General features: G+C 68.8%; 12 protein-coding genes. 5 read left to right on the top strand and 7 right to left on the bottom strand.

Going from position 1 to position 13563, the window contains the following annotated elements; all coding sequences use genetic code 11:
• Nucleotides 1–23 precede the first annotated feature (23 nt).
• On the top strand, nucleotides 24–311 hold the full coding sequence (locus tag VNJ48_RS03310; RefSeq protein ID WP_325599089.1) for a hypothetical protein: 288 nt from the start codon (nucleotides 24–26) through the stop codon (nucleotides 309–311).
• An 11-nt stretch (nucleotides 312–322) separates the two neighbouring features.
• Here the strand turns inward: VNJ48_RS03310 and VNJ48_RS03305 are convergent, their stop codons facing one another.
• The 7 genes from VNJ48_RS03305 to VNJ48_RS03275 form a co-directional block, all read right to left on the bottom strand.
• Nucleotides 323–889: a sugar O-acetyltransferase gene (locus VNJ48_RS03305; protein ID WP_325599087.1), complete on the bottom strand. Its 567-nt coding sequence runs from the start codon at nucleotides 887–889 to the stop codon at nucleotides 323–325.
• An 11-nt stretch (nucleotides 890–900) separates the two neighbouring features.
• Nucleotides 901–2100 carry a PQQ-dependent sugar dehydrogenase gene (locus VNJ48_RS03300; RefSeq protein WP_325599085.1) on the bottom strand — a complete coding sequence of 400 codons (1200 nt, stop codon included), beginning with the start codon at nucleotides 2098–2100 and terminating at the stop codon, nucleotides 901–903.
• 51 nt (nucleotides 2101–2151) lie between these two features.
• Nucleotides 2152–3009: a 3-methyl-2-oxobutanoate hydroxymethyltransferase gene (panB, locus tag VNJ48_RS03295; protein WP_325599083.1), complete on the bottom strand. Its 858-nt coding sequence runs from the start codon at nucleotides 3007–3009 to the stop codon at nucleotides 2152–2154.
• 137 nt (nucleotides 3010–3146) lie between these two features.
• Nucleotides 3147–3668, bottom strand: a complete 522-nt coding sequence (locus tag VNJ48_RS03290) for a hypothetical protein (protein ID WP_325599081.1) — start codon at nucleotides 3666–3668, stop codon at nucleotides 3147–3149.
• Nucleotides 3669–3691: 23 nt separating this feature from the next.
• Complete coding sequence (locus VNJ48_RS03285) at nucleotides 3692–5578, bottom strand: alpha/beta hydrolase (RefSeq protein WP_325599079.1); 1887 nt, start codon at nucleotides 5576–5578, stop codon at nucleotides 3692–3694.
• Nucleotides 5575–5898, bottom strand: a complete 324-nt coding sequence (locus VNJ48_RS03280; protein ID WP_325599077.1) for a type VII secretion target — start codon at nucleotides 5896–5898, stop codon at nucleotides 5575–5577. The genes VNJ48_RS03285 and VNJ48_RS03280 overlap by 4 nt, the downstream gene beginning before the upstream one ends.
• Complete coding sequence (locus VNJ48_RS03275) at nucleotides 5895–6401, bottom strand: hypothetical protein (protein ID WP_325599075.1); 507 nt, start codon at nucleotides 6399–6401, stop codon at nucleotides 5895–5897. The genes VNJ48_RS03280 and VNJ48_RS03275 overlap by 4 nt, the downstream gene beginning before the upstream one ends.
• A gap of 81 nt (nucleotides 6402–6482) precedes the next feature.
• Here VNJ48_RS03275 and VNJ48_RS03270 point away from each other — a divergent pair, with 81 nt between their 5' ends.
• From VNJ48_RS03270 to VNJ48_RS03255, 4 genes are read left to right on the top strand one after another with little or no spacing between them, the layout of a single operon-like run.
• A complete protein-coding gene (locus tag VNJ48_RS03270; RefSeq protein WP_325599073.1) occupies nucleotides 6483–8519 on the top strand; it encodes an NAD(+) synthase in 2037 nt (678 codons plus the stop codon).
• Nucleotides 8520–8575: 56 nt separating this feature from the next.
• Entirely contained in the window at nucleotides 8576–9166 is a 591-nt protein-coding gene (locus VNJ48_RS03265) for a hypothetical protein (RefSeq protein WP_325599071.1), read from the top strand.
• Between the two features lie 52 nt (nucleotides 9167–9218).
• Nucleotides 9219–10559, top strand: coding sequence for a glutamine synthetase family protein (locus tag VNJ48_RS03260; RefSeq protein WP_325599070.1), 1341 nt, complete (start codon nucleotides 9219–9221; stop codon nucleotides 10557–10559).
• Between the two features lies 1 nt (nucleotide 10560).
• The gene (locus tag VNJ48_RS03255; RefSeq protein WP_325599068.1) at nucleotides 10561–13527 is read left to right on the top strand and encodes a bifunctional [glutamine synthetase] adenylyltransferase/[glutamine synthetase]-adenylyl-L-tyrosine phosphorylase; all 2967 of its coding nucleotides are present in this window, start codon (nucleotides 10561–10563) and stop codon (nucleotides 13525–13527) included.
• Nucleotides 13528–13563: the final 36 nt, after the last annotated feature.

The following is a 13563-nucleotide window of genomic DNA, read 5'->3' as shown; positions in this document are numbered from 1 at the left end:
TGTCACTCGTGTACGGTGCGCGCGTGTCACAGCAGCAGCCCGTAGGGCGCCGAGACGACGCGTCGCCGTGGGCTTTCGCCGGGATGATCGGCCTCGCCGCGGTCTTCTTCCTGTTCGCGGCGACGCCCACCGTCGTCGACTGTCCGTGGTGGGTCGTGGCGCTGCTGATGGTCGTGTGGATCGTCGCGCTGGTGCAGGGTTGCCGTTGGTTCGTGCGCCGACCCGTCGCCGTACTGGTGCTGTCGGTGACGCTGGCCCTCGGGTGGTTCGCGGTCGTGATGGCTGGTGCCCGCTGGCTCGACTGGGTCTGACGGCCTCGCCCTCAGCCGTCCCCACCTATGCGGCGGATGACGGTTGCCGGCGTCCCTGCTGCCACCACGTGGTCGGGAACGTCACGCAGAACCACACTTCCGGCGCCGACCACCGAGTTCCGCCCGATCCGAACGCCGGCACCTACGGTCACGGCAGCGCCGAGCCACACGTTGTCCTCGATCGTGATGGCTGCGGCGCGCTCCCAACCCGCACGCCTCCGCTGATGGTCATCGACAGGGTGCAGAGCGGTCATCAGCTGGGCGCCGGGACCGATCCTGGCCCCGGCGCCGATCGCGATGGGGGCGTCATCCATGAAGAACGCGTTGGCGTTGACGAAGGAGTCCTCACCCAGCCGGATGTTGTATCCGTAGCTGCACTGGAAACGGGGCATGACGACCGCGCCGCGACCCACCTCGCCGAGGACGGCGCTGAGCGCTTGCGCGCGTACGGCGTCGCCGGCGGCTGGGGCGGAGTTGAACACGTCGAGGCGCTCCCAGCACCGCTGACGCAGTGCCCGCAGCTCGTCGTCGTCGAGATACCAGTCTCCGCGCTCGAGGCGGTCCCGCTGCTCACCCATTCCTGGAGGTGCTAGCGCGGAGAGACTCGGAGGACCCGGTCATCCACTCCGTTGCTCGTGGTGACGAGCAGGTCGCCGTTGGACAGCGAGGTCACCGAGCGCAGCCGTCCGTATCGGCGCATCGCGGCCGGTGTGCTGACGTCGACCTGCCGCAGTGCCTCGTCGAACCGGATGAAGATCATCCGCTCGCCGCCCAGGGTGGCGACGGCCAGCGCTGAGGCGTACTCGCCCCAGTCCGAACCTGACGTCCAGGCCGCGCCCGACGTCGCGATGGTCGGGGTGCCCGAGCTCCAGATCGCGTCGGTCTGCTGGCCCGGGAGACCGTGGTCGGTCATCGGGACACTCTCGTCATATCCGGGGCCGGGGTTCCACCCGAAGTCCGCGCCGGGAGTCAACGCGTTGACCTCGTCGTCGCGGTAGGAGCCGTGCTCGACGCTCACCACGGCACCGTCACCGGGCCGCTGGGCCAGCCCCTGCACGTTGCGGTGGCCGTAGGTGAAGACGAGTCGCTGGCGTAGGTTGCTCGCTGCGGCGTACGGATTGTCAGACATGGCTGCGCCGGTGAGCCGGTGAACGCGGAGCACCTTGCCACCGAGCGAGGTGAGGTCGCGCGGGTTGGCCGGGTCGGCAGCGTCGCCGGTACCGATGTAGAGGGCGTCGCTGCCCGAGTCGAGCAGCAGTCGGCAGCCGCCGTGGCGCCCGCTCGTGGTCGGGATGCCGGTCACCACGTGCCTCACGAGCCGGGCGCGCCGAGCACTGGCGCTCAGCTTCCACACCGACACCCGGACGTCCTGACCGCCGTTGGCCTTCCAGCCCTGGCAGGTCCAGAAGTGCCGGGTCTGCCGGAAGCGGGGGTCGACCGCGAGCGACATCAGGCCCGTCTCGCCGGAGACCCACACGCGAGAGCGCGATAAACGCACAGTACGCCGCGTGCCATCGCGCACGACGCTGAGCCGGGCCTTGTCCCGCTCGGTGACCAGCAGCGAGCCTCCTCCGATGGGCTTGACGTCCCACGGGTTCTCCAAGCCCGCCACGACCGTGCGCACCTTCAGCCGCGGTGCAGCGATGCGAGCAGCGTCAGACCCGGGCTGGCTGACGCTCGTCGTGGCGGCCGACACGTCGGCATACGTCGGTGAGCTGATCGCGGTGAACGCCCCGAGGGCGAGGGGTCCGGAGAGCGCGAGCGCAGTCGCGCGGGAACGCAGAGTCATGCTGGCGACGCTACCGTCGCTCGCAGCGTGCTGACGAGCCCCAGCCGGGTCCTAGAAGGTGTGTTCCGGTCCGGGGAACGATCCCGACCGCACGTCGTCAGCGAAAGCCTTGGCGCCCTCCAGGAGGACCGAGTGGACGTCGGCGTACTGCTTCACGAACGTGCCCATCCGGCCCGTGCGCAGCCCGAAGGCGTCCTGCCAGACCAGGACCTGTCCGTCGCAGCCGTTGCCCGCGCCGATCCCGATGGTGGGGATGGTGAGCTCCTTGGAGATCCGCTCGGCCACGTCCCCCGGCACCATCTCCATGACGACGGCGAACGCACCCGCCTCCTCCACGGCGTGCGCATCGGCGATGATCCGGTCGCTCGACCCGCCCCGACCCTGGACGCGGTAGCCACCCAGGGTGTGCTCGGACTGCGGGGTGAAGCCGATGTGGGCCATCACCGGGATGCCGCCCAGGGTGCACTTCTCGATGACGCTCGCCATCTCGGCGCCGCCCTCGAGCTTGATGCAGTGGGCGCCGCCCTCCTTCATGAACCGCACGGCGGTGAGGTAGCCCTGCTCCGGGGACGCCTGGTAGCTGCCGAAGGGGAGGTCGCCGACGACCATCGCGCGGCTGACGCTGCGCGACACCGCACGGGTGAGGGGGAGGAGCTCGTCGACGGTGACCGGCAAGGACGTCTCATTGCCGTAGACATTGTTGGAGGCCGAGTCGCCGACCAGGAGGAGCTCGATCCCGGCTTCGTCGAAGGTCTGCGCGGTGTACATGTCGTACGCCGTCAGCATGGTGATCTTCTCCCCGCGTTCCTTCATCTCCCGCAGGTGGTGGGTACGGATCTTCTTGATCGGCACCGCCGCCGGCGCCGCGGGGCGGCTGCCGTCGCCGTACGGCGCGGTTTCCTCGCTCATGGTGCTCTCCTCACGACATCTCGCAGCTCCCGGTCGGAGTCCACGGACCGTCCTCAGGCTAGACCCGGGAGGCCACCCGTGGCGGTGTGTGTCGCGTCACTCGACGTAGGTGAGGTGGTCCTCGGCCGGAGCCAGCGTCACTTCAGCAGGTCCGTCGTGCCCGCGTTCTCGGCGAAGTCGTCGGATGACTTGAGGCGGTCATGCGACCTGAAGGTGACCCGGAGGAGGGAGATCGACTCCACGTCGTCGTCGAGTGCCCGCGTCACTTGCACCGCGACGTTGCCCTTGCGGCCGGTGATGTCGGCGATGATGTCGGGTCGGGTGATCTCCATGCCCTGTTCGATCAATACGGCTTCGATCTTGTCAAGCACCTCGTCCGCGGTCCCCGGAGGTTTGGTGGTGCCTCCTTCGGCCGTGTACTCCCACTGCCCGGTGTTGCCGCCCTTCTCGAAGAAGCGTCCTTGGAAACCGGTCCACTCACCCCCGACCTGGGCCTCTAGCTGTGGCAAGGTCTCGCGCGCGAAGGCGTCCATCTCGGTCTTGAATGCTTCGGCGTCGTTGTCCGGGGCGCCAGCACCGTTGGTCGACCCGTCGGGTGTGCACGCCGCGAGGGTGGCTGCCAACACGACAGCGAGGGCTACCAACAGGATCCGAGTCATGCCGCCAACCCTAGGACCAGCCGTCATGGCCACAGGCCCGTGAAGTCGTCCACTCGGTCGCCGACCCAGTCGGCGCTGTCGTTGTAGACGTCCGTGGCCTCCTGCACCGTCGTCGCGACTTCCTGCTCCACCTGGTGCGCCACCTCGTCCTGAGCCCACTCGAAGGCCATGTCGTTGGCGTCCTGGGTGCGCCCGCCCGTGAGCGTGGGCTCGTCCCCCTGGACGATTGAGGTGAGGTTCGAGAGGGATTCTGGGTTCAGCACGGGGTCGAAGTAGGAGGTGTGGTTGGTGATGCCCTGACCGACATCGTCGGCATGGAACTCGGGTCCGTCCGCGACGGGGAACACCTTGGCGCCGAAGTCGGCCTGAGCCGGGTCCTGGCCCATCCCGACGGGGCCGTCCGTGCCGAGCCAGGTGACGAAGTCGTTGTCGGCGGCTCCGACGTAGACCTTGCCCTCCGGCATGCCCAGATCCTTCACGTTGTTGACATCGTTGCCACCGGCTCCCGGGCTTCCGATGAGCGAGAGTGCGTCTGCGTCGAGCCCATGGTCAGCCGCCGCATGCGCAGCCGTCGTCGAGCCGTAGCTGTGCCCGATGACAGTCAGGTTGGACCTGGCATCCCCCGTGTCAGGGTCGACGGTGTCGGTGGCCCGTAGCCCGTCGACGAAGTCGGCCAGCAGCCTCCCGCCGGCCTCAGCCTTCTGCTCGTTGATGACGCTGCCCATGTCGAGCCCGTCGCCAGGCCAGTCCAGCGCGTTCTGCGGGTTCCAGCTCGGGGCGTCATAGCCCATCCAGGCAATCGTGGCGGCCGACTCGTGGTTGCCAACTGAGTTCTTGTACAACTCGTACGCGTCGGCCCCCTGCGTGGCGATGCTGGTGCCGTCGTTGGTGATGCCGGGGACTATGACAGCGGTGTTGTCGGCTGTGTCGGGATCGCCGTAGCTCACTGCGACGGCCCCGTCGCCGCCGAAGGCACCGGGCTGATAGACCAGCAGGTTGACGTCCACGGGGTCTCCCACCCCGTCACCGTCGCTGTCCACGAGAGGTTGGGTGTCGGGGATTCCGATGGCCTTCTCGGCCGCCTTCGCCCGGTCGAGCAGTCGCTGCTCTTCCTTGCTCAGCCCCTCTCCGGCGTCCTGCTTGGCGGTGAGGTCGTCCAGGTCGCGATCCAGCGAGGTCCGGTTGGCGTCATCGCGATCACCGGTCGGGATGCCGTTGGTGTTGCCGATCAGGTCCGGGTCACTGATCTTCAGTGCTTCGCGTTCGGCTGGCGACAGGTGGGTCCACCAGTCGTTGATCGCTTGAGGATCACCACCGATCGCAGTCAGCTCGGCCCGCAACGCCGCTACGTCGGTGGTGTCCCTGTCAGCGGCGTCCTGGCCCTCTGAGGTGCTGTCCACGGCCTGGAAGGCTGCGATGAGGAGGTCTTCCGCAGCTTCGACGTCGTCCCAGAGCCTCACGATGCGGTCGTTGAGTCGGTCGACCTCAGCCTGCAGTGCCTCTGCCTCTCCCTGCAGGGTGGCGATGTCGTCGGCGGTGGACTGGTTGATGCGGGTGGTCAGGGCGTCGATCTCGCCGTTGCGCTTGGAGCGGTCACTGACCAGCCCGTCGCGAACGGCCGTCAACGCACACACCTTGTCGACGAATTTGTCGCACGCGATGGCGACCCGGGTGAACGCGGCCCTGGCCGCGTCGGTGTCCTCGGCGACCCGGGTCATGGCGTGGTCGGCGGCCAGAGAGGCGTCGCCCGTCCAGTCCGCCGGAGCGCCGTGGGCGGTCATCCACTCCGAGACGTCCGACATGGTGGTGGCGGTGGAGCGCAGCGCCGTGGTCACGCTGGCTGCTTGCGCGGTCGCGGTCATCTCAGGGATGGCCGGGACATGGGCGGGCACCAGGATGGTCGTCGTCACGGGACGCTGCTCGGCGAGACGTCGCGGTCGGTCCACACCATCAGCTGCTGGCTGCGCTCGATGGCGTCGGTGTCGGCCTGCTCGTAGAGCAGTGCCGTCTCCCGCAGGGCGTCGCCGTGGTCGCGGGTGGTCGTCTGGAGCCGGTTGATCTCGCTCGCCCAGGTGTCGATGAAGCCCTGGGCGGCACCCGCCACTCGGTCCCCGAGAAGGTTCACGTCGACGTCCGTGAGGGACTTGTTTGCACCACGAATCGTCTCGCTGGTGTCCTCCCAGCCCTGGGCGGAGGTGATGAGTGCGCCGAGGTAGACGTGGAGGCTCATGTGTCAGCCCTCAGCTCGTCGTAGACGTCGGCTGGGATGTGGAGCGGGTCGCTGGTGAGGTTGATCGTCACGACCTCGCCGTCGGCGCTCGCAATCAGCTCGAACGGACCGGCGCTGCCCCGAACGCGCGGGTTGCCGTCGGCCGCGGGCCGGGGGTCCCACCCGAGGCGGGCGAGCAGGTTGCCCAGCGTCCGGAGCAGGGCGACGGCGCCCCCCTGGCCCAGGTCGGTGTAGCTGGCCGCGGTCACCCAGCGGCGTACCTCGGGGTGGTTCTGGCTCCACCAGTAGTCCACGCGGGTGGACGGCTCGAGCCCGATCTCGGTGCTCAAGGTCGACAGCACGGTGCTTGCGTGCTGCTGGACCGAGCGGCACTGCCCCAGAGTTGCAGCAGGTTGATCGTCGAGCGGCTCGACCGGGGGGAGCAGCACGATGTTCACGTCCGGGTGCCGCTCGCGCAGGATCCGCATCATCGGGTCGGCCGCGACTACGTCTTCGGGGTCCATGACAAGAGAGTGACCCGTGGGGAGCGCGCAAAACCTCTGACGGCTCGATTGTGGACAACTTGCCAGCCCTAGAGTGAGCGCGTGGACTTCTACTCCGCCTACTCCCAGGGCTTCGCGCGGGTTGCCGCCATCACCTTGCCGGTCGCCATCGGCGACCCGGCGACCAACGCCCAGCGGATCATCGAGCAGGCCAGGGCGGCGTCCGAGGATCACGTCGCGGTCGCGGTCTTCCCCGAGCTCGCGCTGAGCGGCTACTCGATCGAGGACCTCTTCCTCCAGGACCCGCTGCTCGAGGCGGTCAAGGTGGCGATCGAGGAAATCGTCGACGCAAGTGCGGACCTCTTGCCGGTCCTCGTCGTCGGCGGACCGCTGGTCAAGGGTTCCCGGGTCTTCAACTGCGCCGTCGTCATCCACCGGGGGGAGATCCTCGGGGTCGCACCGAAGGCCCATCTGCCGAACTACCGGGAGTTCTACGAGCGCCGCTGGTTCGCGCCCGGCGACGACCAGCACGGGCAGTTCATCACCCTGGGCGGTGACGAGGTGCCGTTCGGGCCGGACCTGATCTTCTCGGCCGCCGACCTCGACGGACTCCGGCTCCACGTCGAGGTCTGCGAAGACATGTGGGTGCCGATCCCGCCGAGCGCCGAGGCCACGCTCGCGGGGGCGACGGTGCTGGCCAACCTGAGCGGCAGCCCCGTGACCGTGGCCCGGGCCGAGGAACGCCGACTGCTGGTGCGCAGTGCGAGCTCACGCTGCGCCGCTGCCTACCTCTACGCCGCCGCCGGCCAGGGCGAGTCGACCACGGACCTGTCCTGGGACGGCCAGACCATGGTCTACGAGTGCGGCGACCTGCTCGGCGAGGGCGAACGGTTTGCAGCCGGTGCGATCCGGACCACCGTCGACGTCGACCTCGACCGGCTGCGGCAGGAGCGGCTGCGGATGGGCACCTTCGACGACAACCGTCGCGGCGCCGGCGGTGATGACGAGTTCCGGGTCATCGAGTTCGCCCTCGACCCGCCCGAGGGGGACGTCGGCCTGATGAGGAAGGTCGACCGCTTCCCCTTCGTGCCCGACGACCCGGAGCGGCTCGCACTCGACTGCTACGAGGCGTACAACATCCAGGTCTCTGGCCTGGAACGGCGCTTGGAGGCCATCGGCCGGCCGTTGGCCGTCATCGGCGTCAGCGGCGGGCTCGACTCGACCCACGCCCTGATCGTGGCCGCGAAGGCCATGGACCGGCTCGGCCGGCCCCGTAGCGACATCCACGCGTTCACCATGCCCGGATTCGCGACCGGAGAGGCCACGAAGAGCTATGCCACCCGGCTCAGCCGCGCCTTGGGAGTCACCTTCGAAGAGATCGACATCAAGCCCGCGGCCGAGCAGATGCTCAAGGACCTCGACCACCCGTATGCCAGCGGGGAGAAGGTCTACGACGTCACCTTCGAGAACGTCCAGGCCGGGCTGCGCTACGACTACCTCTTCCGGCTGGCCAACCACCGCGGCGGCATCGTGGTCGGGACCGGTGACCTGTCCGAGCTGGCCCTGGGGTGGTGCACGTACGGCGTCGGCGACCAGATGTCGCACTACTCGGTCAACGCCGGCGTCCCCAAGACCCTCGTGCAGCACCTGATCCGGTGGGTGATCGCCAGCGGCGACTTCGGCGCCGAGACCAACGACGTGCTCAAGGAGATCCTCCAGCAGGAGATCACCCCGGAGCTCATCCCGGTCGAGGACGGCAAGAAGCCGCAGGCGACCCAGGACACGGTGGGGCCCTACAACCTCCAGGACTTCTCGCTCTACCACGTGGTGCGCCTGGGCTACCGCCCACGCAAGATCGCCTTCCTCGCCTGGCACGCCTGGCGCGACGTGGAGCGGGGGGAGTGGCCCCCCGGCTTCCCGGACGACGCGCACGTCGCCTACGACCTGGCCGAGGTGAAGACGTGGCTGGAGCTGTTCCTGAGGCGATTCTTCGCCAACCAGTTCAAGCGGAGTGCCCTTCCCAACGGCCCCAAGGTGAGCGCCGGCGGGACCATGAGTCCTCGTGGCGACTGGCGGATGCCGAGCGATGCGAAGGCCACCGCGTGGCTCGCAGATCTCGCCGACGTGCCCGACAACTAACGGGGCGCATAGGTCGTCGTACTCTCAGAACATCCCTGATGCCGGAAGGTTCGACCGTGCTCCGTCCCCTGATCTCCGCTTTCGTCACCGCCATGCTCGCAGGCCTGCTCGGCCTCGGGCTCGGCGTCGCTGCCGCCACGTCGGCCCACGCGATGCCGCGCGACGCCGCGGTCGACCTGGAGACCGATCTCACCCTCCTGGTGCCCAGCTGCGAGGACTGCGTCATCACGTTGTTCTCCTGGGACGGCCTGACCCCGATCTACTCGTCGGCGCCGGAGCTCGTGGAGGACGGGTCGGTCACGATCACCCTGCCCACCGCTCGGACCGCTGGCATGAGCGTGCAGGTGGACCCGACCTGGGCCGACTCCAAAGCCGACACCTACATCGCGTGGCGCTACGCGGACGCTGAGATCGGCGACAGTGTCACGCTGGCCCAGGCGCGGACCAAGAGCCGCGCAAGCGGTTGCTGGGCCGGCACGGTCAACGAGGCCGTCACGTTGAAGATCAAGGTGCGACGCGTCGAACGCAACGGCCGAACCGTGGCCATGGCGTGGGCCCCGGTGACCGAGAGCTTCGTCCGGCCCATGGAGCGTGTCCGGAGCGGTGTCCTGGTCAGCGGCGACGTGCTGGCCTGCGATCTGAGCTGACCGCGCCGAGACTCCTCGATCGGGTGGCGCACCTGTGCGCCATGATGTGGGCATGGGCAAGCAGGAAGACTTCGTACTCCGCGCACTCGAAGAGCGAGACGTCCGCTTCGTTCGACTGTGGTTCACCGACGTCCTGGGCTTCTTGAAGTCGGTGTCGGTGGCACCGGCCGAGCTCGAGGGGGCTTTCGAGGAGGGCATCGGCTTCGACGGGTCGGCGATCGAGGGGTTCGCGCGCGTCTACGAGTCGGACATGCTCGCCAAGCCTGACCCGACGACGTTCCAGATCCTGCCGTGGCGCTCCGGCGAAGGCCCGAGCACTGCCCGCATGTTCTGCGACATCACCATGCCCGACGGCAGCCCGTCCTACGCCGATCCCCGCCACGTCCTGAAACGGACGCTCTCCGAGGCCGCCGACAAGGGTTTCACCTTCTACACGCACCCGGAGATCGAGTTCTACCTCTTCAAGGACTCCCCGTCCGCGGGGGACGACCCGATCCCGGTCGACCGCAGCGGCTACTTCGACCACACAGCGCAGTCCCGCGGCTCCGACTTCCGCCGCGAGGCGATCTCCATGCTCGAGGCCATGGGCATCTCGGTCGAGTTCAGTCACCACGAGGGCGGGCCCGGCCAGCAGGAGATCGATCTCCGGTACGCCGACGCGCTGTCCACCGCCGACAACATCATGACCTTCCGCACGGTCGTGCGCGAGGTCGCGCTCGGGCAGGGCATCTGGGCGTCCTTCATGCCCAAGCCGTTCACCACGCACCCCGGCTCGGGGATGCACACGCACGTCTCGCTCTTCGAGGGTGATCGCAACGCCTTCTACGAAGCGGGCTCGGAATACCAGCTCTCGAAGACGGGGCGCCAGTTCATCGCCGGCATCCTCCACCACGCCAGTGAGATCAGCTGCGTCACCAACCAGTGGGTCAACTCCTACAAGCGACTGATCGGCGGCGGCGAGGCCCCTTCCTACATCTGCTGGGGGCACAACAACCGTTCGGCGATGATCCGGGTGCCGATGTACAAGCCCAACAAGGGTCAGTCCACCCGGATCGAGCTGCGCACGATCGACGCCGCCTGCAACCCCTACCTCGCCTTCGCGGTGATCCTCGCGGCCGGCATGAAGGGCATCGAGCAGGGCCTCGAGCTGCCGCGCGAGGCAGAGGACGACGTCTGGTCGCTGACCGAGCGTGAGCGCAAGGCGCTCGGCATCCAGCCGCTCCCGAAGAGCCTCTACGACGCCATCGGCATCGCCGAGGACTCCGAGCTGCTGGCCGAGACCCTCGGCGAGCACGTCTACGACTACTTCCTGCGCAACAAGCGCGCGGAGTGGGAGGAATACCGCGGACAAGTCTCCGCCTTTGAGCGGGACCGGATGCTGCCGGTCATCTGACGTGGGTCCCACCAGCGGGTCTCTCGTCCGTCTCGGCTTCCTCGACGGCGAAGCCGCACTCTCGGGCATCGCGCAGCTGGGGGAGGCCGGCCCGGCTCTCACCAGCAAGCTGGCTGCGTCCGCCGACCCCGACGCCGCGCTCTCCGGGCTGCTGCGACTTGCCGAGGCGGTCGACGACCGCAGCGGCATGCTGGCGGCGCTGGCTGATGACGAGGGTACGGCGATGCGTCTGTGCTCGGTCCTGGGCGCGAGCGAGGCGCTCTCGAGCCACCTCGCCAAACATCCTGCGCAGTGGCGCGAGCTGACCGATCCGACCCTGGGGACCACCCGACCGGCTGCTTTCGCCGTCCGGGCGGCCCTGCTCGACTGCGTGGGCGCCGACCCGCTTTCAGACCAACCGGTGGCGACCGTGCCGGACGCGGAGGCAGTTGACGCGCTCCGGGTGAACTACCGACGACTCCTGCTCCGGCTGGCCGCACGCGACCTCGCCCACCACCTCGCCCTCGACGACGCCGCGGCCGAGATCGCCGACTTGGCGGCCGGCACGCTCGAGGCGGCGCTGGCCGTCGCCAGGGCTCGGGTCGGGGAGACGTCGTCGACGACGCGGCTGGCGGTCGTCGCGATGGGCAAGTGCGGTGGACATGAGCTCAACTACGTCTCCGACGTCGACGTCATCTACGTCTTCGAGCCCGCGGACGACGCCGACGAGGGCGTCGCCCTGCGGGCCGCCACCCAGCTCGCTGCGCACCTGATGCAGATCTGCTCCGACCACACGGCCGAGGGCACCATCTGGCCGGTTGACGCCAACCTGCGCCCCGAGGGGGCGTCCGGTCCGTTGGTCCGCACGCTCGCCAGTCACCGTGGCTACTACGAGAAGTGGGCGAAGACCTGGGAGTTCCAGGCGCTGCTCAAGGCGCGACCCGTCGCCGGAGACCTCGAGCTGGGACATCAGTACGTCGAGATGATCGCCCCGATGGTGTGGAGCGCGGCGGAGCGCGACGGCTTCGTCCACGACGTCCAGGCCATGCGACGACGCGTCCTGGACCATATCCCCGCTCACGAAGCAGAGCGGCAGCTCAAGCTGGGCTCGGGAGGCCTGCGGGACGTCGAGTTCGCCGTTCAGCTGCTCCAGCTCGTCCACGGGCGCGCCGACGAGTCCATCCGCTCCACAGCGACGCTGAGTGCGCTCGCCGAGCTCATCCAGGGGGGCTACGTCGGGCGGGACGACGGTGAGGCGCTGCACGAGGCCTACGCGTTCCTGCGGATGCTGGAGCACCGGATCCAGCTGCACCGCCTGCGGCGTACGCACGTGCTGCCCGAGGACGAAGCGTCGCTGCGGAGGTTGGGACGCTCGCTCGGGTTCTTCTCCGAGCCGGTCGCCCAGCTCGACAAGCAGTGGAAGTATCACCGCCGAGAAGTGCGACGGCTCCACGAGAAGCTCTTCTACCGGCCGCTGCTCGCGGCGGTGGCGAAGCTCGCCGGTGGCGATGCCCGGCTCTCGCTGGATGCGGCGGAGGCCAGGCTCCACGCGCTGGGCTACGACGACCCGAAGGGGGCGCTGCGCCACCTCGAGGCACTGACCTCGGGGGTGTCGCGCACCTCCGACATCCAACGGACCCTGCTCCCTGCCATGTTGTCGTGGTTCGCGGACTCGCCCGATCCCGACGCAGGACTGTTCGGCTTCCGGCGGCTCAGCGAGAGCCTGGGCAGCACGCCGTGGTATCTCAAGACGTTGCGGGACGAGGGGGAGGTCGCCCAGCGGCTGGCGTTCCTGCTCGGCACCTCCCGCTACGCCACCGACCTGCTCGAGCGCGAGCCGCAGGGTGTCCGGATGCTCGCGGCCGACCTGAAGCCACTCTCGGCGGAGGCCCTGACCGTCGAGATGCGGGCCGTCGCCTCCCGTCAGGTCGATCCCGAGGACGCCGTCCGGGCCATTCGCGCCGTACGCCGACGCGAGCTGCTGCGGATTGCGTGCGGGGAGCTTGTGGGGGAGACCGACGTCGCCCTGGTCGGCCACGCTCTCTCGCGGCTCACCGACGCGACCCTGGAGGCGACCCTGGCAGTCGCGATGGAGTCGATGCGCAGCGGCCGGGGTCTGGACGCACAGCCGGCGCGGATGGCGATCGTCGCGATGGGCCGGTACGGCGGCTTCGAGCTGTCCTACGGCAGTGACGCCGACGTGATGTTCGTGTACGAGCCGGTCGGGGGCGTCGAGCCGCAGGTGGCCGGCGGATATGCGCAGGCAGTGGTCAGTGAGCTGCGGCGGCTCCTGTCCCTGCCCGCGACGGACCCGCCGCTCGTCGTGGACGCCGATCTCCGGCCCGAGGGCAAGCAGGGCCCGGTGGTGCGCACCCTCGCTTCCTACGAGGCCTACTACGCCAAGTGGTCGCACGTGTGGGAGTTCCAGGCGTTGTTGCGAGCCGACGCAGTCGTGGGGGACGAGGGGCTGCGGGAGCGTTTCATGGCCCTCGTCGACCCGTTGCGCTTCCCTGAGGCGGGGATCAGCGAGAGCGACATCGTCGAGGTCCGCCGGATCAAGGCCCGCGTCGACGACGAGCGGCTGCCGCGCGGTGCAGACCCCAACACCCATCTCAAGCTGGGTCGCGGCGGCCTGGCCGATGTGGAGTGGACCGTACAGCTGCTCCAGATGCGGCACGCCGGTGCGGTCCCGGCGCTCCGCACGACCCAGACACTGGCGGCGCTCGAGGCCGCGGTGGACGCCGAGCTGATCTCGCAGTCCGACGCAGCTGTTCTTGCCGTGGCCTGGCGCCTGGTGAGCCGGACCCGCAACGCAGTCACGCTGGTCCGCGGGAAGCCGTCCGACCAGGTGCCTCGCGATGCCGCGGAGCGAGCGGCCGTCGCCAGGGTGCTGGGGTATGCACCGGGAGACTCCGATCGCATGGTCAACGACTACCTCCGCACCACGAGACGTGCCCACGCGGTGGTGGAGAAAGTCTTCTGGGGATGAAGCGAAAGGCTTCACGTCGTAAGAAATGAAGTGTTA

Origin of the sequence: Nocardioides sp. (genome assembly GCF_035576065.1) — a bacterium.
Taxonomy (GTDB): Bacteria; Actinomycetota; Actinomycetes; order Propionibacteriales; family Nocardioidaceae; genus Nocardioides.
The sequence above is the reverse complement of the archived record's forward strand: the minus strand, read 5'-3'. Positions and strand labels throughout refer to the sequence as shown.